Source organism: Nonomuraea sp. NPDC001684 (genome assembly GCF_053596515.1).
Map to the genome: position 1 here is coordinate 24,033 of NZ_JBSFGJ010000038.1, position 18,588 is coordinate 42,620.

At 71.2% G+C, this 18,588-nt stretch carries 17 protein-coding genes, 1 pseudogene and 1 riboswitch; of the genes and pseudogenes, 9 read left to right on the forward strand and 9 right to left on the reverse strand.

Features of this window, described 5'->3' with window-relative positions:
• The first annotated feature begins 44 nt into the window (after window positions 1–44).
• Complete coding sequence (locus ACWCSD_RS10820) at window positions 45–341, forward strand: hypothetical protein (protein WP_449914087.1); 297 nt, start codon at window positions 45–47, stop codon at window positions 339–341.
• Between the two features lie 34 nt (window positions 342–375).
• Entirely contained in the window at window positions 376–993 is a 618-nt protein-coding gene (locus ACWCSD_RS10825) for a TetR/AcrR family transcriptional regulator (RefSeq protein ID WP_449914089.1), read from the forward strand.
• Here the strand turns inward: ACWCSD_RS10825 and ACWCSD_RS10830 are convergent.
• A complete protein-coding gene (locus tag ACWCSD_RS10830; protein WP_449914091.1) occupies window positions 986–1,783 on the reverse strand; it encodes a hypothetical protein in 798 nt (265 codons plus the stop codon). The two genes, ACWCSD_RS10825 and ACWCSD_RS10830, sit on opposite strands and share 8 nt — an antisense overlap.
• Window positions 1,784–1,828: 45 nt before the next feature.
• Here ACWCSD_RS10830 and ACWCSD_RS10835 point away from each other — a divergent pair, with 45 nt between their 5' ends.
• Window positions 1,829–4,159, forward strand: coding sequence for a helicase-associated domain-containing protein (locus ACWCSD_RS10835; RefSeq protein ID WP_449914092.1), 2,331 nt, complete (start codon window positions 1,829–1,831; stop codon window positions 4,157–4,159).
• A 25-nt stretch (window positions 4,160–4,184) separates the two neighbouring features.
• Here ACWCSD_RS10835 and ACWCSD_RS10840 read toward each other — a convergent pair whose 3' ends face one another.
• Entirely contained in the window at window positions 4,185–5,537 is a 1,353-nt protein-coding gene (locus tag ACWCSD_RS10840) for a hypothetical protein (protein WP_397161677.1), read from the reverse strand.
• Window positions 5,538–5,959: 422 nt separating this feature from the next.
• Here ACWCSD_RS10840 and ACWCSD_RS10845 point away from each other — a divergent pair, with 422 nt between their 5' ends.
• The 3 genes from ACWCSD_RS10845 (at window position 5,960) to ACWCSD_RS10855 (ending at window position 9,577) form a co-directional block, all read left to right on the forward strand.
• Window positions 5,960–7,435 carry an AMP-binding protein gene (locus ACWCSD_RS10845; protein WP_449914095.1) on the forward strand — a complete coding sequence of 492 codons (1,476 nt, stop codon included), beginning with the start codon at window positions 5,960–5,962 and terminating at the stop codon, window positions 7,433–7,435.
• A 68-nt stretch (window positions 7,436–7,503) separates the two neighbouring features.
• Entirely contained in the window at window positions 7,504–7,857 is a 354-nt protein-coding gene (locus ACWCSD_RS10850) for a hypothetical protein (protein ID WP_397161679.1), read from the forward strand.
• A 67-nt stretch (window positions 7,858–7,924) separates the two neighbouring features.
• Window positions 7,925–9,577 carry a DNA repair helicase XPB gene (locus ACWCSD_RS10855; protein ID WP_449914097.1) on the forward strand — a complete coding sequence of 551 codons (1,653 nt, stop codon included), beginning with the start codon at window positions 7,925–7,927 and terminating at the stop codon, window positions 9,575–9,577.
• Window positions 9,578–9,796: 219 nt separating this feature from the next.
• Here ACWCSD_RS10855 and ACWCSD_RS10860 read toward each other — a convergent pair whose 3' ends face one another.
• Entirely contained in the window at window positions 9,797–10,132 is a 336-nt protein-coding gene (locus tag ACWCSD_RS10860; protein ID WP_397161680.1) for a hypothetical protein, read from the reverse strand.
• Window positions 10,133–10,252: 120 nt separating this feature from the next.
• Here ACWCSD_RS10860 and ACWCSD_RS10865 point away from each other — a divergent pair, with 120 nt between their 5' ends.
• Complete coding sequence (locus ACWCSD_RS10865) at window positions 10,253–12,253, forward strand: HelD family protein (RefSeq protein WP_397161681.1); 2,001 nt, start codon at window positions 10,253–10,255, stop codon at window positions 12,251–12,253.
• Window positions 12,254–12,315: 62 nt separating this feature from the next.
• Window positions 12,316–12,846: a YbhB/YbcL family Raf kinase inhibitor-like protein gene (locus ACWCSD_RS10870; protein WP_397217311.1), complete on the forward strand. Its 531-nt coding sequence runs from the start codon at window positions 12,316–12,318 to the stop codon at window positions 12,844–12,846.
• 100 nt (window positions 12,847–12,946) lie between these two features.
• On the opposite strand, the gene ACWCSD_RS10875 is transcribed toward ACWCSD_RS10870, so the two are convergent.
• The 6 genes from ACWCSD_RS10875 to ACWCSD_RS10900 form a co-directional block, all read right to left on the reverse strand.
• Entirely contained in the window at window positions 12,947–13,465 is a 519-nt protein-coding gene (locus ACWCSD_RS10875) for a hypothetical protein (RefSeq protein ID WP_397161683.1), read from the reverse strand.
• Between the two features lie 152 nt (window positions 13,466–13,617).
• Entirely contained in the window at window positions 13,618–15,246 is a 1,629-nt protein-coding gene (groL, locus tag ACWCSD_RS10880) for a chaperonin GroEL (RefSeq protein ID WP_357696638.1), read from the reverse strand.
• 344 nt (window positions 15,247–15,590) lie between these two features.
• Window positions 15,591–15,791: a cold-shock protein gene (locus ACWCSD_RS10885; protein WP_106250594.1), complete on the reverse strand. Its 201-nt coding sequence runs from the start codon at window positions 15,789–15,791 to the stop codon at window positions 15,591–15,593.
• A 243-nt stretch (window positions 15,792–16,034) separates the two neighbouring features.
• Window positions 16,035–16,310: a MoaD/ThiS family protein gene (locus ACWCSD_RS10890; RefSeq protein ID WP_352361720.1), complete on the reverse strand. Its 276-nt coding sequence runs from the start codon at window positions 16,308–16,310 to the stop codon at window positions 16,035–16,037.
• A gap of 25 nt (window positions 16,311–16,335) precedes the next feature.
• Window positions 16,336–17,568, reverse strand: a complete 1,233-nt coding sequence (thrC, locus tag ACWCSD_RS10895) for a threonine synthase (protein WP_358298739.1) — start codon at window positions 17,566–17,568, stop codon at window positions 16,336–16,338.
• Between the two features lie 13 nt (window positions 17,569–17,581).
• A riboswitch (SAM riboswitch) is annotated at window positions 17,582–17,722 on the reverse strand.
• A gap of 79 nt (window positions 17,723–17,801) precedes the next feature.
• Window positions 17,802–18,356 (reverse strand): RNA polymerase sigma factor, encoded by a 555-nt coding sequence (locus ACWCSD_RS10900; RefSeq protein ID WP_189654051.1) that lies wholly within the window; start codon window positions 18,354–18,356, stop codon window positions 17,802–17,804.
• A gap of 31 nt (window positions 18,357–18,387) precedes the next feature.
• Between ACWCSD_RS10900 and ACWCSD_RS10905 the strand changes: the two are divergent.
• Window positions 18,388–18,588: pseudogene (locus ACWCSD_RS10905) on the forward strand (trehalose-6-phosphate synthase); the annotation flags it as partial.

Genomic DNA, 18,588 nt, shown 5'->3' on the forward strand with positions numbered 1-18,588 from the left:
CCGCTCCCCGTCCCCATCGGCCCGCCCGGCCGCGCGGCACGCCGGTGACGGCCTGGCGGCGGGCCGTGTCGCTCGTGGCGTACGCGGTGCGGCTCGCGTCCAGGCTGGCGGCGCTCTCCTTGGCGCTGCACGGCGTCTTCACGGTGTTCCGGGCCAATCCGGCCAACGGCTGGTACCAGCTCGTCGAGTCGCTGGCCTCTGGGCTCTCGCTGGGCCTGGCCGACCTGTTCCAGCTCGCCGACCCGCGCTGGACCACGCTCGTCAACGACGGGCTGGCCGCGCTGGTGTGGGTCGTGGCCGGTTCGGCGCTGGCGGGCCTGGTCAGGCGCACCGCGCCCTGACGACTACTCTCGTTGCGGAGGTATCTGCACAGACATGACCAGATCGACCCGTGAGCGGATCATCGACGAGGCCCTGCGGCTGTTCGCCGAGCGTGGCTACGCCGCCACCTCCGTGGCCGAGATCGAGGCCGCCTCAGGGCTCTCCCCCGGCGCGGGCGGGCTCTACAGGCACTTCAAGTCCAAGTACGAGGTGCTCGCGGCGGCGATCAACGAGCATGCCGCCCGCACCAGGAGCCAGGTCGCCGAGAGCCTGGCCGAGCTGAGCACCATGGAGGCCGCCGCCGGCCTGGAGGACCGCCTGTCGCTGCTGTGCCGGGCGGGCCTGGCCAAGGTGCGGGAGGAGTCGGAGCTCACCCGGGTGTTCTTCCGGGACCTGAGCCAGTTCCCCGAGCTGGTCGCGGTGGTCCGCGAGGGGCTGCTGCAACCCATGTTCGACGCGATCACCACCTGGTTCCGCGCCCAGCCCGAGTACGCCGACGTCAAGGTCGACTGGACGGGCATCGCCGCGGTGCTCGGCGGCTCGGTGGTCCACTACCGGCTGTTCCAGGAGACCGTGGGCGAGATGCCGGGCCACGCGGAGAAGGACCAGTTCGTCGCCGCCTGGGTACGTCTGGCCGTCGGGCTGCTCCCCAGCCCCGCGCCGGTCAGCTGACGTCGAGCAGCCGGTAGGCCAGCCAGGCGACGCCCAGGGCCGTACCGATCATGAACATGACCCCGCTGACCTCGAAGAACCGGGCGACGAACGCCGCCGGCCCCGGCTCGGCCGCCTGGAACCCCCCGACGAGCACGCCGCCGACCGTGTAGCCGAACAGCGGCGCCCCGGCCCCGGCCAGCTTGTCGCCCGCCGTCCACGTGTCGCTGAACAGCACGGCCGCCGCCCCCGCCGCCCACACCAGCACCGGCACCTGGAAGATCGCCACGGCCGGCAGCCCCACCGGCACCAGCAGCGCGGCCAGCGCCAGCACCACGAGGGCGGCGAGGTCGCGCGGCCGCCCCCTGACCACGCTCCCGACGCCCCTGCGGCCGGTCGCCGCCGGGCCGGTCGCCGCGCGGCCGGTCCCGGGCCGGACGGCCGGGAGGCGCAGGGTGGGCCGCGGCCCGGCGGACGCCCTCGGGGCGGACTCGCCGCGCCGTCCGGCTGGCTGGTCGGCGAGCTGGTCGGCTGGCGGGCCGGCGGGCGGGCCGATGGCTGGGTCGGTGGGGGCCGCGGCTGGGTCGGCCAGGCGGCGGGCCTCGCGTTCCACCAGGGCCACCGGGTCGCCGAAGCGCGTCAGCACCTTGGCGACGTCCCGGGCGTCCTGGCTGCCCCGCCGCTCCGCCTCGATCCTGGCCCGCAGCCGTCGGGCGAAGTCGAGCCGCTGGTCGGCCCTGAGCACGCCGTGCGCCGCGTCGGCCGCCCTGCTGACGTAGTTCAGCACCATTTGGTCCGCGCGCTCTATCACGTCTGGCAATGCTGCCCCGATCAGGCGGGACATACCATGGCAACGATGGAGTTCACGGAGTGGATCAGGGGGCGCACCGACGAACAGCTTCGGGCGCTCGTCTCCGCGCGGCCTGAGTTGATCACTCCGGTGCCCGCGCATCTGGAAGGGCTGGCCGCGCGGGCCGCCAGCCCTTCGGCGATCGGCAGGGTGCTCGACCGGCTCGACCGGTTCACGCTGGCCGTCGTCGAGACGCTGGCCGTACAGGACGGGCCGGTGACGAAGGCGGCGCTGCGCGGCCTGATCGGGCGGGCGCTGGCGGCGGGCAGACCCGAGCCCGCGCTGACCGCGGCCCTCGACCGGCTGCGTGACCTGGCGCTGGTCTTCGGCCCCGACAACGCGCTCGACCTCGGGCCGGGCGTGCGCAAGGTCCTGGAGGAGCCCGCCGGGCTCGGCCCCAGGGTCGTCGACGTGTTCCGGCACCACCCGCCCGAGCAGCTCGACGAGATGGCCGACGACGTCGCCCCCGGCACCGACGGGCCAGGCAAGGAGCGGCTGGCCGCCGCGCTGTCCGCGCCCGACGCCCTGGTGGCGGCGGTCTCGCCCGAGGCCAGGGGCGCGCTCGACCAGCTCGTGTGGGGGCCGCCGACCGGACGGGTGCCCAACGCCAGGCGCGAGGTGCGCGTGGCCTCGGCCCGTTCGCCCATCGAGGAGCTGCTGGCGCGCGGGCTGCTCGCGGCCACCGGCGAGGAGAGCGTGACGCTGCCCCGCGAGGTGGGCCTGCACCTGCGCGGCGGGCGCGTCCACCGCGACCTGCTCGCCGTGCCGCCCGCGCTGGGCGGGGTCGCGCGCGACCGCCAGCTGGCCGACCGTACGGCGGCGGGCCAGGCGTTCTCGTTCGTCAGGTCCGTGGAGGAGCTGTGCGAGCGGTGGAGCATCGATCCGCCGGGGGTGCTGCGCACCGGCGGGCTCGGCGTACGCGACATGAAGCGCACCGCGACCGACCTCGACCTGCCCGAATGGGCGGCGGCGCTGGTCGTCGAGGTGGCGCACGCGGCGGGGCTGGTCGCCGCGGGCGGCGGCGTCGACGGCGAGTGGCTGCCGACCTCCGGCTACGACCTGTGGCGGGTCAGGGCCACCGCCGACCGCTGGGTGACGCTCGCCGCGGCCTGGCTGCACATGGACCGCGTGCCCGGCCTGGTCGGCGAGCGCGACGACCGCGACCGGCCGCTCAACGCCCTGCACACCGACCTGCGCCGGGCCTCCGCACCGGGGGTGCGCACGGCGGCCCTCGGCGTGCTGGCCGCCGCGCCTGGCCTCGCGCCCGACCGCGACTCGGTGCTCGAACGCCTGGCCTGGGAGCAGCCGCGCCGGCGCGGGCCGCTGCGCGAGCAGCTCACCGAGTTCGCGCTGCGCGAGGCCGAGCAGATCGGCGTGACCGGGCTCGGCACGCTGTCCGGCCACGGACGGGCGCTGCTCGACGGCGGCGACGCGGCCGGCCTGCTCGCGCCGCTGCTGCCCGAGCCGGTCGACCACGTGCTGCTGCAGGCCGACCTCACCGCCGTCGCCCCCGGGCCGCTGACCAGCGAGCTCAACCGCTGGATGACGCTCACCGCCGACGTCGAGTCCAAGGGCGGGGCGACCGTCTACCGGTTCGGCGAGGGCTCGATCCGGCGGGCGCTCGACGCCGGGCACGGCGGCGAGGAGCTGCTGGCGATGCTGGCCCGCCATTCGGCCACGCCGGTGCCGCAGGCCCTGTCGTACCTGGTGACGGACGTGGCCCGGCGGCACGGGCGGATCCGGGTGGGCACGGCCAGCGCCTACGTCCGGTGCGACGATCCGGCGCTGCTCGACCAGATCACCGCCGACCGCCGCGCCGCCGCGCTGCGCCTGCGCCGGCTGGCCCCCACGGTGATCGCCTCGCGCTCGTCCAGGGCGGCGCTGGTGGACTCGCTGCGGGCCATGGGGTACGCGCCGGTCGCCGAGTCGCTCGACGGCGACGTGATCATCTCCCAGCTCGACAGCAGGCGCACCGAGGGGGTGGCGCCCGTACGCGCCGTGGCCTCGGTCAGCGGGCTCGATCCCGAGGTGGCCTCGGCGGCCGTCCGCGCGCTGCGCGCGGGCGACGCCGCTCACCTGGCACGCCGCGAGCCGGTCGACGCCCCGGGCGGCGCGGTGCCCCGGGGCCCCGCCACCGCCACGATCTCGGCCCTCCAGGACGCCATCAAGCAGGGCGTACGGGTGTGGATCGGTTACCTCGACTCGCAGGGCAACGCCACCTCGCGCATCCTGGAGCCAGCCCGGATGGAGGGCGGCTACCTGACCGCGTACGACGAGACCAGGGCGGCCGTCCACCGTTTCGCCCTCCATCGCATCACCGGGGTCGCGGGCCTCTGATCCGCCTTCCCGGCCCGCGTCCGGGTCAGGGGTGGCGGGTGAGCGCGTGGGCCGCGAGCCGGGCCGCGGGGCCGTCCCCGGCGGCCAGGCGGCGCAGCTGGGCCGCCGCGTCGGCCGGGTAGCGCAGGGACAGCCCGCCGCACAGCCCGGCGACCGCCGCGGCCGCCCGCGGGTCGGCCGGGTCGCGGGCCCAGGTGAGCGCCAGGCGCAGGGCCTCGGGGGCGAGGGCGTCGTCGGCGCACATGTACGACAGCGCACCGCCCGCCGCCAGCCGTTCGCCCGCCCGCCCCCGGGCCCACACCTCCAGGAACTCCTGCCGCGCCTCCCTGAACGACCAGGCGGCCAGCAACGCCACGCCCTCGGCCGCCCGCGCGCGCACGTCGTCCCCCTGGAGGGCCAGCGAGCGCACCCACTCGCGCAGCGGCTGCCACAACCAGTAGCCGTACCGGGCGACCAGCTCGCCGAGCACCTGGGCGCGGTGGCCCGGAACGCGGAAGACGACCAGACCGTCGTGCACGGCGATCAGCGGGTGCGGCGCGCCGGTCGGCCCCGGCCCCGGCTCGTGGGTCTCCCGGCTCCGCTCGAACGCGGCCAGCCGGCGGGCGAACTCCGGCTCGGGCAGCCCGTGCGCGAACGCGAGCGCCGCCACCGCCCGCACCTCGCGCATCGGCGGCTTGGTGTCGAACCAGGCGGCCACCTCCTCGCCCGCGGGCTCGTCGTCCCGCACCAGGCGCGTGGCCAGGCGGACGACCTCGGCGGGCGTGCGCAGCGCCAGCGCGCGGACCCGGGCGGTGGCGGCCCCGGCCGGGGCGCTCCGGCCGCCGAACGCGCTCAGGTACAGATCGAACAGCTCGCCGGGGTCGGGCGCGCACCACGGCTGCTCCACCTCGACCGCCTGCGACGGGACGCCGTTCCGGGTGATCACCAGGTACGACCCCAGCTCGGCGAGCTTGCGGGCCAGGTCGAGCAGCTCGCTGGGGTCGGTGCTGCCGGCGATCCAGTCGTGCAGCAGGTACGCCCGCCCCGGCCCGTACTCGGTCCTGGCGAGCAGGTCGGCGGCGCTGCCGGCCGGCGAGAGCACGGTGATCCTGCCCTCGGCCAGCGACATGCGCGACAGCAGGGCGATGGCGCCGAGCCGCTTGCCCAGGTCCGCCTCCCCCACCAGGACGAGCAGATGCCGCATGGACAGCCGACGCACCGCGTCGGCGAAGCCGGCGGGCTCCAGGTAGGAGCGCAGCAGGGTGTCGGCCGCGCGCCGGTCGAGGTCGCGGGCCACCGGGACGACCAGAGGCCGGAGCTGCTCGTTGATGGCGATGACAAGCTCGGTGAGCGTTTTGTCGTCGAGGTCGCTCTCGCCTGCCTCAGGCGTGTCGATCACGAAGTCACCTCGGGCCTGACTGGGACGTTGACTGTGGAAAATGTCTTTCGCGAACTTCTTTGTCCGGCGACTTGTTTCCCCGGCTTATGGATTGACCGTGCGCCGCCCGGCAGCCACCGTTCTGACCAGGCATTCCTCGCGAAGCTCGCGGCCACGGCCGCCGGCGCGCGCATGTCGATCATGTCCTCCATTGCTCTGGGCGACGGGCCGGTGACAAGAACCGCGACAGGCCATCTGGTAGCACGGAACCCTAGTTGTCCCACCAATACACGATCTAGCGCCACCCGAAAACTCGAATGACCTTCTAGGCCGATATTGGACATTTACTCGGCATGAGAGCATCGTCCACAATCGTCAGTCAAGGGGGGACGTGTGAACGTTCAGGGTTGACTGCGCGCGGCGCCTCCGATCAGGTTGTGCATGTGACCGAGCAAACGCTGGGCCAGCTGGCCGAGGAGTCATGGAACCGCTTCGACGACCACGACTCGGTGTTCTACGAAGGGGTCTGGCACCGCAGCCACACGCTGGCCGGGCGCGCGCGCCGGATGTGCGGCGGGTTCGTCGAGGCCGGGGTCCGGCCGGGCGACCGGGTGGTCGTGATGATGGCGACGTCCCCCGAGGTCCCGATCGTCTACCAGGCGTTGTGGGCGGCGGGCGCGGTGGTCACGCCCGTGGTCTTCCTGGTGGGGGCCGAGGAGCTGCGGCACATCCTGCTCGACAGCGGCGCGGCCGCCGTCGTCACCTCGCCCGAGCTCGTGGAGACCGTACGGGCCGCGGCGGTGGACGTCCCGATCCATGTGGACACGGCCGAGCTGGAGAGGGCCACCGAGCACGGACCGGTGCGCAGGGACCCCGGCGACCTGGCCGCGCTCATGTACACCGGCGGCACCACGGGCGTCGCGAAGGGGGTCATGCTGAGCCATCGCGGCCTCTGGCAGGTGGCGAAGGACGCGTACGAAATATCCCATCAAGAGGGGAAAAATCGTGCGATCGTGCCTGTGCCGCTCTCGCACGCGTACGGGTTGATCATCACCGTGGCCGGCCTGCACGCGACCGAGCCCCAGCAGGCCGTGCTCATGCGCTGGTTCGAGCCGGAGGCGTTCCTGCGCCTGGCCGCCGAGCAGCACGTCCAGTACGGCACCGTGGTGCCCGCCATGATCCACATGCTCCTGGCCCAGCCGCTGGAGTCGCACCCGCTCCCCGACCTGGCCTACCTGACCTGCGGCGCGGCGCCGCTGGGCCGGGAGGCGCTGCAGGAGTTCGAACGCCGGATGCCGGGCACGCAGATCCTGGAGGGCTACGGCCTGACCGAGACCAGCGCCGTCACCACCTTCAACCCGCCGGGCAGGCGCCGGCCCGGGAGCGTCGGCCTGCCGCTGGCCGGCTACACGATCACCATCCGCGACGCCGCGGGCGAAGCGGTGGAGTGCGGCGACGTCGGCGAGATCTGCGTCAGCGGCGACTCCCTGATGCTCGGCTACTGGGGCGAGCACGAACCCGACCCCGAGGGCACCGCGCTGGTCGGCGACGAGCTGCGCACCGGCGACATCGGCTGCGTGGACGACGACGGCTACCTCTACATCGTCGACCGCAAGAAGGACCTGATCATCCGCGGCGGCTTCAACGTCTTCCCGCGCGACGTCGAGGACGCGCTCAACCAGCACCCCGACGTGGTCATGTCGGGCGTCGTGGGCCGTCCCGACCCGCGGCTGGGCGAGGAGGTCGTGGCGTTCGTGCAGCTCAGACCGGGGGCCGAGGAGAACGCCGAGGAGCTCATCGAGTGGGCGCGCGACCGGGTCGGACGGGTGAAGTACCCGCGCGAGGTGCGTTTCGTCGAGACGATCCCGGTCACCAGCGTGCTCAAGCTCGACAGGAAGGCCCTGCGCGGGCGGTTGTGACCGTCCGCGCACACCGGGTCGGGCGCGCCCGTATTCCGTGATAAACGTTGACCTGTCTGGAGGTGAACGTGAGTCAAGAAGATCCGTCCGGCTACCCGCACCTGCCTTACGGGGCGCCCTACGGCGAGCAGCCGCCTCCGCAGTACGGCTACGGCTACGGCGTGCCGCCGCGGCGCGACGAGGGCCCGCAGGCCGCCGCGATCGTCGCCGTCGTGCTCAACTTCCTGTCCCTCGCCTCCTGCCTCAACGTGCTGGGGCTGCCCGGCGGCATCCTGGCCGCCGTGGCGCTGACGCGGGTCCGCGAGCAGCCGAGGAGCGCCCGTTCGCTGCTGGTCTGGAGCTGGGTGCTGTTCGGCGCCGGTTTCGTGCTGAACGTCGGGCTCTTCCTCTTCCTGGGCCTCACCGGCCGCCTGGACGACTGATCGATTACCCGTTCCGGGACTGTTCCTGCCGTCGTGTGTGTTGGATAAGGGTCAACCGTAGGAAGGGATGTCCGTGAACGACGGCCCGCTCATCGTCCAGTCGGACAAAACGCTGCTGCTCGAGGTCGACCACGAGAAGGCCGACGCGTGCCGCAAGGCGATCGCGCCGTTCGCCGAGCTCGAACGAGCGCCTGAACACGTCCACACCTACCGCGTCACGCCGCTCGCCCTGTGGAACGCGCGTGCCGCCGGCCACGACGCCGAGCAGGTCGTCGACGCGCTGATCGGCTTCAGCCGCTACCCGGTGCCGCACGCGCTGCTCGTCGACATCGCCGAGACCATGGCCCGCTACGGGCGCCTGCGCCTGGAGAAGGACCCGGTCAACGGGCTGGTCCTGACCTCGACCGACCGCGCGGTGCTCGAAGAGGTGCTGCGCTCGAAGAAGATCCAGCCGATGCTGGGCGAGCGCCTCGGCGCCGACTCGGTCATCGTGCACCCGAGCGACCGCGGCAACGTCAAGCAGGCGCTGCTCAAGCTGGGCTGGCCCGCTGAAGACCTGGCCGGTTACGTCGACGGCGAGGCCCACCCCATCAAGCTGCTCCAGGACGGCTGGGAGCTGCGCCCCTACCAGCGCGAGGCGGCCGACGCCTTCTGGCACGGCGGCTCCGGCGTGGTCGTGCTGCCCTGCGGCGCGGGCAAGACCATCGTGGGCGCGGCGGCCATGGCCCACGCCCAGGCCACCACGCTGATCATGGTGACCAACACGGTCAGCGCCCACCAGTGGAAGACCGAGCTGCTCAAGCGCACCTCGCTGACCGAGGACGAGATCGGCGAGTACTCCGGCAACAAGAAGGAGATCCGCCCGGTCACCATCGCCACGTACCAGGTGATGACGACCAGGCGGAAGGGCGTCTACAGCCACCTGGAGCTGTTCGACGCGCGCGACTGGGGCCTGATCGTCTACGACGAGGTCCACCTGCTGCCCGCGCCCATCTTCCGGATGACCGCCGACCTCCAGGCCCGCCGGCGGGTGGGCCTGACCGCGACGCTCGTGCGCGAGGACGGCCGCGAGGGCGACGTGTTCTCCCTCATCGGCCCCAAGCGCTACGACGCGCCGTGGAAGGAGATGGAGAACCAGGGCTGGATCGCGCCGGCCGACTGCGTCGAGGTGCGGGTCACGCTGACCGACGAGGAGCGGCTGGCGTACGCGATGGCCGAGGCCGAGGAGCGTTACCGCTACTGCGCCACCACGCCGTCCAAGACGTACGTGACCGAGGCGCTGGTCCGGCGGCATCTGGGCGAGCAGGTGCTGGTCATCGGCCAGTACATCGACCAGCTCGACGAGCTCGGCGAGCACCTCAACGCGCCGGTCATCAAGGGCGAGACCAGGGTCAAGGAGCGCGAGCGGCTCTACCAGGCGTTCCGTGACAAGGAGATCCAGGTCCTGGTGGTGTCGAAGGTGGCGAACTTCTCCATCGACCTGCCCGAGGCGGCCATCGCGATCCAGGTGTCGGGCACGTTCGGGTCGCGGCAGGAGGAGGCCCAGCGGCTCGGGCGGGTGCTGCGGCCCAAGGCCGACGGCGGTGGCGCCCGGTTCTACACGGTGGTCAGCAGGGACACCGTCGACCAGGAGTTCGCCGCCCACCGGCAGCGATTCCTGGCCGAGCAGGGATACGCCTACCAGATCATCGACGCCGACGACGTGCACGGCGAGGTGTGACCGGTTGAATGCCCGGCCGCTCGTTGCCTGAGCGGCCAGGCACGGCGCTTATGTCACGTCCACGAGACTCCACGGGTCGTCGACATCGAACCACCCCCCTCACCTGCGTACTATCACGCCGCCTGCGACATACCCCCATGATCCGACAAACGCACCTGAAATGCCCGACTTTTTCGGTATTCCCACGTTCACTCAGAGATACGTTCTTTGCCGGGTTCGCTAGCCGGCCAGCAGGCCGCCGAGGAACAGCACCGCGCCGGCGACGATCCACGCGGCGACCCCCGTCCCCATGAGGCGGCCGAACGTGCGCGGGTCTCGCCGGGCTGCCGGGACCAGCCAGGCGGCCAGCGTGGCGCAGGCGGCCGGCACGGCGAACACCCCCGACACCGCGCAGACCGCGCCGAGCCGCCGGGAGCACGCCGCCGGGGACTCGCCGCCCGCGCAGAACGCCTCCAGCCCCCAACCGGCGAAGACCGACATCCCCCAGAGCGCCGCCAGCAGGAAGCTCGCGACCGTGGGGATCATCGGCGAGAGGACCAGGCGAAGCCGCGCCACCTTCCCTCCGTACCCCGCCGCGCGCCGGTAAATGTTTTGGAGGCGCCGCGCGGCCGCCGTTAAACTAGTCGATTCGCTGCCTTGACCACCTCCGTTTTCCAGCATGGGAGGCGCTTTCGCATGCCCACACACCAACTGGCTCCCGACATACCCTCCGACGTGCTCGCCGCCGAGCAGGCCCACCTGGCCGAGTCCAGGGCCGCGCTCAAGGCGATGCGGGCCCACGCCCAGTCGTTGTCGGCCGACGCGGCCGGCGACTGGGTCTCGCAGCAGATCCTCCAGTCGCTGCTGGACCAGCGCGTGGCCGCCCTGGCCGACCATCCGGACACCCCGCTGTTCTTCGGCCGCCTCGACCGCGAGGGCGGCGACGACCTGCCGGGCACCCTCTACGTCGGCCGCCGCCACGTGCACGACGGCACCAGCCGGCCGCTGGTCATCGACTGGCGCGCGCCGGTGTCCCGCGCGTTCTACCAGGCCAGCCCGGCCGACCCGATGGGCGTCGTCCGCCGCCGCCGCTTCGGCTACCACGGCGGCGCGCTGACCGCGTTCGAGGACGAGCCGCTCGGCGAGGGCGGCGAGGTCGGCCCCTCGAAGATCCTCACCGAGGAGATCGAACGCCCGCGCACCGGCCCGATGCGCGACATCGTGGCCACCATCCAGCCCGACCAGGACGAGATCGTCCGCGCGACGCTGGCCCAGACCGTGTGCGTCCAGGGCGCCCCCGGCACCGGGAAGACCGCCGTGGGCCTCCACCGGGCCGCGTACCTGCTGTTCACCCACCGCGAGCGACTGGCCAGGTCGGGCGTGATGATCGTGGGCCCGAACCGGGCGTTCCTGTCCTACATCTCCTCCGTCCTGCCCGCGCTGGGCGAGGTCAAGGTCGACCAGACCACCGTGGCCGGGCTGCTCGGCGAGCACGCCGCCGAGGAGGACCCGATGGTCTCCGCGGTCAAGGGCGACGCCAGGATGGCCGCGGTGCTCGAACGGGCGCTGTGGATGCACATCGTCAAGCCCGAGGACGGCCTGGTGTTCACGAAGGGCGCCTACCGCTACCGGGTCGCCGACCACGAGGTGCGCGAGATGGTGGCCTCCCTGCGCGGCACCACCCGCTACTCGCCGGGGCGGGCCGCGCTGGCCCAGCGCCTGGCCCACCAGGTGCTCGTGCGGATGGAGCAGCGCGGCGAGTCGCCCGACGACCGGGTCCAGGACGCGGTGGCCAGGTCGAGGCCCGTCAAGCAGCTCGTCGACGCGGTGTGGCCGAAACTGACGCCGGAACAGGTCCTGCACCGCCTGTTGTCCGATCCGGAATTCCTCACAAAAGCCGCCAAAACTGATTTGTCGCCTGACGAGCAGGAAATGCTGCTTTGGCGGAAGCCTTATCGGAGCTGGAAGTCCGCCAAATGGTCGGCCGCCGACGCCGCGCTCCTCGACGAGCTGCGCGACCTCATGGAGCGCACCCCGTCCCTCGGCCACCTCGTCGTGGACGAGGCGCAAGACCTGTCCGAGATGCAGCTGCGGGCGCTCGGCCGGCGCTGCCGCAACGGCTCGGCCACCGTGCTCGGCGACCTGGCCCAGGGCACCACGCCGTGGTCCACCACCTCGTGGGAGACCGTGCTGAAGCACCTCGGCCAGGACGAGGGCGAGGTGACCGAGCTGACGCTCGGCTTCCGCGTGCCGCGCGAGGTGCTCGACTACGCGGCCCGCCTGCTGCCCTCGATCGCCCCCGCGCTGGCCGCCCCGCGGTCGCTGCGTCCGGGCGCCGGCTCGCTCACGGTCCGGCCGGGCGGCACGGTCGCCGAGGCCGCCCGGGAGGTCCTGGCCAGGGAGGGCTCGATCGGGGTCATCGTCCCCGACGCGATGGTGGCGGCGGTCTCCGAGTCGCTGTCCGGCCTGCCGCACGCGGTGCTCGACCCCGACGCGACGCAGGAGCACCGCCTGCTGATCGTGCCCGCCACGCTCGCCAAGGGCCTGGAGTACGACCATGTGATCGTCGTGGAGCCGGCCGACATCGTCGAGGCCGAGCCCCGCGGCCTGGCCCGCCTGTACGTGGTCCTGACCCGCGCGGTCACCTCGCTCACGGTGCTGCACGACAGGCCGCTCCCGGCGCAGCTCGGAACCTGACGGAGGGCGGGCACGGCCGCTTCTAGGATGGCCTGAAGGAGCTGTCAACCTAGGAGGATGCCGTGCCCGCACCGCTTCCGCATGAACACCTGCCCCCGGTCCCCGCGCTCGTGGTGGAGAGCGACGACATCCGCGACGGCGAGCGGCTGAACGACCTCCACGTCTTCGACGACTGGGGGATGACCGGCGGGAACGTCTCGCCCCAGCTGCGCTGGTCGGGCGCGCCCGAGGGCACCCGCGGCTACGCCGTCACCTGCCACGACCCCGACGCCCCCACCGGCAGCGGCTTCTGGCACTGGGTGCTGTTCGACCTGCCCGGCGACACCACGGAGCTGCCCAGGGGCGCGGGCACCGGCCCCGACTTCAAGGGCCTGCCCGCCGGCGCGGTCCACGCCCGCAACGACTACGGCACCAAAGACTACGGCGGCGCCGCTCCCCCGCCCGGCGCCCCTCACCGCTACGTCTTCACGGTGCACGCGCTCGGGGTCGACGAGCTGGGCGTCGGCGGCGACGCGAGCCCGGCCGTGGTCGGATTCAACATCACCGCCAACACGCTGGCCCGCGGCCACATCGTCGCGCACTTCGGCGTCTGAGACCGGCACAACACCGCGGCGAAGGCGCCCCGTTCGTTCGGGGCGCCTTCGCCGTGGTGCCGCGTCGGGTTCAGTACGCCCGGCGCCACCAGACGGGGCTTCAGTCGCCCTGCACCAGCTCGTCCGCGAACGTGAAGTCCCCGGGGGCGTTGGACGACAGGTCCTCGCTCTCGCCGCCCGACTCGCCCTCGAAGGCGTCCGAGACGTCCTCGCGCTCGCCCGACATGTCCTGACCCTCCTCCGAGACGTCCTCGCGCTCGCCGGACATGTCCGCGCCCTCGTCCGAGGCATCCCCGCGCTCGCCGGACCGCTCGTCGGCCTCCTCCGTCGACCACTCGTCGGCCTGGTCCGACGACCTGTCCTCGGCCTCCTCCGACGACCTGTCCTCGCCCTCCTCCGACATCTCCCCGCGCTCGTCCTGCGACGTCCACCTGGACGGCGAGGCGCAGTAGTCGCGGTCGTACAGTTCCAGGTAGCCCGCGCAGTAGGGCACGTCGACGTACTCCAGGGCCTCGTCCAGGTAACCGTGGTCGTCTGCCTGGGCGGGCATCGTCATGGCGGCCGCGGCGGCCAGCATGACGGCTCCGAGCCCGAGAACGCGCGCGGTGCGGGAATTCATGTAACTACTCCTTTGTGCGGTGAATCGTCACTTCGTTTCGTTACTGTCCGTAGTCAATAACTACTAAACATAACGGGACCGGACACAACAAAAGGCGGCCGGATCCTTGGAGATCCGAACCGCCTTCTGATGCGTCAGCGACCAGGCGAGGCCTAGAAGTCCATGTCGCCGCCGCCGGGCATGCCGGCCGGAGCAGCAGGGGTCTTCTCGGGCTTCTCGGCGATGACGGCCTCGGTGGTGAGGAAGAGCGCCGCGATGGAGGCGGCGTTCTGCAGCGCGGAGCGCGTCACCTTGGCCGGGTCGATGATCCCGGACTCGAACATGTTGACGTACTCGCCGGAAGCGGCGTTGAGGCCCTCGCCCGGGGTCAGGTTGCGCACCTTCTCCACGACGACGCCGCCCTCAAGACCGGCGTTGACCGCGATCTGCTTGAGGGGCTCCTCAAGAGCCTTCTTCACGATCGCCGCGCCGGTGGCCTCGTCGCCGTTGAGCTCGAGCTTGTCGAACGCCTTGGCGCCGGCCTGCAGCAGCGCCACGCCACCGCCGGGGACGATGCCCTCCTCGACGGCCGCCTTGGCGTTGCGCACGGCGTCCTCGATGCGGTGCTTGCGCTCCTTGAGCTCGACCTCGGTCGCCGCGCCGGCCTTGATGACCGCCACGCCACCGGCCAGCTTGGCCAGGCGCTCCTGCAGCTTCTCGCGGTCGTAGTCGGAGTCGGTGCGCTCGATCTCGGCGCGGATCTCGTTGACCCGGCCGGAGATCGCCTCGGCGTCACCGGCGCCGTCGACGATGGTGGTCTCGTCCTTGGTCACCACGACCTTGCGGGCGCGGCCGAGCAGGTCGAGGGTGGCGGTCTCGAGCTTGAGGCCGACCTCCTCGGCGATGACCTGACCGCCGGTCAGGATCGCGATGTCGCCCAGCATGGCCTTGCGGCGGTCGCCGAAGCCCGGGGCCTTGACGGCCACGGAGCGGAACAGGCCGCGGATCTTGTTGACCACCAGGGTCGCCAGGGCCTCGCCGTCGACGTCCTCGGCGATGATCAGCAGCGGCTTGCCGGACTGCACGACCTTGTCGAGCAGCGGCAGCAGGTCCTTGTTGGCCGAGACCTTGCTGTTGACGATCAGGATGTACGGGTCTTCGAGAACGGCCTCCATGCGGTCGGAGTCGGTCACGAAGTACATCGACGTCATGCCCTTGTCGAAGCGCATGCCCTCGGTGAGCTCAAGCTCCAGGCCGAAGGTGTTGCTCTCCTCGACGGTGATGACGCCTTCCTTGCCGACCTTGTCCATCGCCTCGGCGATGAGCGAGCCGATCTCGGGGTCGGCGGCGGAGATGGAGGCGGTGGAGGCGATCTGCTCCTTGGTCTCCACGTCCTTGGCCAGCTTGGAGAGCTCCTCGCTGACCCGCTCGACGGCGGCCTCGATGCCCTTCTTCAGGGCCATCGGGTTGGCGCCGGCGGCCACGTTGCGCAGACCTTCGCGCACCAGAGCCTGGGCGAGCACGGTGGCCGTGGTGGTGCCGTCGCCGGCGACGTCGTCAGTCTTCTTGGCGACTTCCTTGACCAGCTCGGCGCCGATCTTCTCCCACGGGTCCTCGAGCTCGATCTCCTTGGCGATGGAGACGCCGTCGTTGGTGATCGTGGGAGCGCCCCACTTCTTCTCCAGCACGACGTTGCGCCCCTTGGGGCCCAAGGTCACCTTGACGGCGTCGGCGAGCTGGTTCATACCGCGCTCGAGACCGCGCCGGGCGTCCTCGTCAAACGCGATCATCTTGGCTGCCATAAGGCTAGACCTCCCAGATGCAGGGTGGCGTGTCCTGGACCGAGCCGACGCCCGCGACGGCATAGGCCTGCATCTCCGTTCGGCAGACCCCATCGTCTCGATCCGAGTTGTTGGCACTCTGCCACACAGAGTGCCAACGAACTGTTTAGCACTCTACCCTGCCGAGTGCAAGCCACGGGCACCCCACCCCAGCTCATCGGGCAGGTCATCGGGTGCGCCGGTTCGTACGGCGAGCCGCCCCTGAGGCGCGGCCCGCCGTGCGAAGCCGACGGAGGAAACAGTGGCGAGCCCGTACGGACTGCGCTGCCGCACGTCCCGCCTTGGTGCATACCAGCGAGGGTGAATCAGACCGTGCGGACGGACTCCGCCTGCGGCCCCTTCTGGCCCTGCGTGATCTCGAACTCGACGCGCTGTCCCTGTTCGAGAGAGCGGTACCCGTCCATCATGATCGCTGAGTAATGGACGAATACATCCTTACCACCGTCTACCGCGATGAAGCCGTAGCCCTTGTCCGCGTTGAACCACTTGACGGTGCCCTGCGCCACTTCCGACTCCTCTTACTGGGCTCGCAGATCTCGCCCATTCCTTCGCGAGACCCGTAATCGCATGACTTTTGGGAAAATCAGCCAGACGATCGCCCTCGACCATACCTGTGGCACGGGGTTTGGCAACAGAGTCAACCGACAAAACGCTAATTTCATCGAAGGCTGAGTCGTTCGAGGTTGAATTTGGTTCTAAAACAAGAAGGCGCCCACAAGGGGCGCCTTCAAGAGTCGATGGTCCGGCGGTCAGCCGCCCGCGACGGCGGGGATGATGGAGATCTGAGTGCCTTCAGGGGCGGGAGTGTCCAGGCCCTCGGCGAAACGGACATCCTCATCACCAACGTATACGTTGACAAAACGACGAATCTTGCCCGATTCATCCAGAATTCTCGCGCCGATCCCCGGGTAGTCGGAGTCAAGCTTGGCGAGAACGTCACGAAGAGTCGCCCCTTCGCCACTCACCTCGGCGTTACCCCCGGTGTAAGTGCGCAGAATGGTGGGAATCCGCACAGAAACGCTCATGGTTTTTGTTGCCTTTCCTGGATTGTCAGACAGTCGCGCGGAACGCGTCGAGAGAGGGCCGGATCACGGCGGTGGGCCGCGCGTCGTCGCTGATCGCGTCGAGCGTCTTCAGGCCGTCACCGGTGTTCAGGACCACCGTCTCGGCCTCGGGGTCGAGCCTGCCCGTCTCGACGAGCTTCTTCAGCACGCCCACCGTGACGCCGCCCGCGGTCTCGGCGAAGATGCCCTCGGTGGAGGCCAGGAGCTTGATGGCGGCGACGATCTCGGGGTCGGTGACGTCCTCGACGCCCCCGCCCGTGCGCCGGGCGATGTCGAGCACGTACGGCCCGTCGGCGGGGTTGCCGATGGCCAGCGACTTGGCGATCGTGTCCGGCTTGACCGGCTGGACGACGTCGTGCCCCGCCTTGTACGCCGTCGAGACCGGCGAGCACCCGGCCGCCTGGGCCCCGAACACCTTGTAGGGGGTGTCCTCGACCAGCCCGAGCGCGATCAGCTCCTTGAAGCCCTTGTCGATCTTCGTGAGCTGGGAGCCGGAGGCGATGGGGATGACGATCTGCTCCGGCAGCCGCCAGCCGAGCTGCTCGGCGATCTCGTACGCGAGCGTCTTGGAGCCCTCGGCGTAGTAGGGCCGCAGGTTGACGTTGACGAACCCCCACCGCTCGCCCAGCGGGTCGCCGATCAGCTCCGAACAGAACCGGTTGACCTCGTCGTACGTTCCGTCGATGCCGATCAGCCGGCCGCCGAACACCCGGGCCATGGCGATCTTGGCCGCTTCGAGGTCGGCCGGGATGAACACGCACGCGTCGAGGCCGGCCCGCGCGGCGGCGGCGGTGACCGCGCCGGCGAGGTTGCCCGTGGAGGAGCAGGAGAGCGTGTGGAAACCGAAGTTCCTGGCCGCCTCGACGGCGATGGCGACCACCCGGTCCTTGAAGGAGTGGGTGGGGTTGCCCGAGTCGTCCTTCACGAACAGGGACCGGATGCCGAGCGCCTTGCCGAGGTTGCCGGCCTTGACCAGCTTCGTCCAGCCCGGGTTCATGTTGGGCTTGCTCGCCACGTCGGCGGGGACCGGGAGCAGGGAGCGGTAGCGCCAGATGTTGGCGGGGCCGGACTCGATGTCCGCGCGGGTCACCTGGCCGAAGGAGTAGGCCGCTTCGAGCGGCCCGAAACACTCCAGGCAGGCGAAGCTGGGACCCAGGGGGTAGCGCGTGCCGCACTCGCGGCAGGACAGAGCGACGGCAGGACCAAAGTCGAGCGACATGAAGCGAGGCCTTCCCTCATCTTCGCCCGCGGCCACCTTGACCGCGAACCGGAATTGGCACCTTGTCCCGGTCGGCCTCGCCAGGTCGCGAGCACAAGCCGGGAGGGTTGCCGGGGCTTCGCAGGGCCGGTCCCTCCACCCCTCTGGATGAGCAATATTCAGTTGTCGAAAAGGACTCTACCTTCTCAAGTGGCGGAAACGACCACCCGTCTCACCATGCGAGAGGACGCGTCTCACCGATAGTCCTCCCCGAGGACTCCCTGCACGTACTTGCGGGCCTGGTGGATGCGGGACTTGGCGGTGCCGAGCGGGATGTTGAGCTGCTCGGCCACCTCGTTGTAGTCGAGCTGGACGATGTCGCGCAGCACCAGCGCCTGGGCCAGGTCGGGCTTGTCGGCCTCCAGCGCCTCCATCGCGTCGAGCAGGTCGAGCCGCGAGCCGGCGATCACGCTGACCCGCCGCGCGTCGGGCTTCTGCATCGGCAGCTCCTCCGACGTCTGCTCGGCGGCCCTGCGCTTCAGCGAGCGGTACGTGGTGCGCGCGCAGTTGGCGGTCACGATGTGCAGCCAGGTGCTGAACCTGGCCCGCCCCTCGAACCGGCCGATGTTGCGCGCCACGGCCAGCAGAGTGTCCTGCGAGGCTTCTTCCGCGTCCTGGTGATAGGGCAGGATCCGGGCGCAGTGGCGCATCACGTCAGGCTCGATCCTGGCCAGGAGCTCGCCGAGCGCGCGATGGTCTCCGGCCGCGGCCGAGCGGGCGAGTTCCTCGGTTAGCTCATCTAGCGCCATAGCTGGGATCCTATGGGCGAAGGGAGCCCAAATGAACAGCGTTCTCGTGGCGTCCAACCGCGGGCCGGTCTCCTTCACCGTCGACGACGACGGTGAGCTGACCATGAAACGCGGTGGTGGCGGCCTCGTCTCGGGCCTGTCGGGGGTGGCCAAGGAGCACGGCGTGCTGTGGGTGTGCGCCGCGCTGTCCGACGGCGACCGCAGCGCCGTGCGCCTGGCCCCGGGGGGCCGG

Coding starts and splice junctions, on each gene's coding strand:
- ACWCSD_RS10875 (WP_397161683.1), bottom strand. CDS start 13,465: ATGAATTCCCGCACCGCGCGCGTTCTCGGGCTCGGAGCCGTCATGCTG.
- ACWCSD_RS10900 (WP_189654051.1), bottom strand. CDS start 18,356: ATGGCGCTAGATGAGCTAACCGAGGAACTCGCCCGCTCGGCCGCGGCC.
- ACWCSD_RS10865 (WP_397161681.1), top strand. CDS start 10,253: ATGCCCACACACCAACTGGCTCCCGACATACCCTCCGACGTGCTCGCC.
- groL (WP_357696638.1), bottom strand. CDS start 15,246: ATGGCAGCCAAGATGATCGCGTTTGACGAGGACGCCCGGCGCGGTCTC.
- thrC (WP_358298739.1), bottom strand. CDS start 17,568: ATGTCGCTCGACTTTGGTCCTGCCGTCGCTCTGTCCTGCCGCGAGTGC.
- ACWCSD_RS10835 (WP_449914092.1), top strand. CDS start 1,829: ATGGAGTTCACGGAGTGGATCAGGGGGCGCACCGACGAACAGCTTCGG.
- ACWCSD_RS10825 (WP_449914089.1), top strand. CDS start 376: ATGACCAGATCGACCCGTGAGCGGATCATCGACGAGGCCCTGCGGCTG.
- ACWCSD_RS10890 (WP_352361720.1), bottom strand. CDS start 16,310: ATGAGCGTTTCTGTGCGGATTCCCACCATTCTGCGCACTTACACCGGG.
- ACWCSD_RS10855 (WP_449914097.1), top strand. CDS start 7,925: ATGTCCGTGAACGACGGCCCGCTCATCGTCCAGTCGGACAAAACGCTG.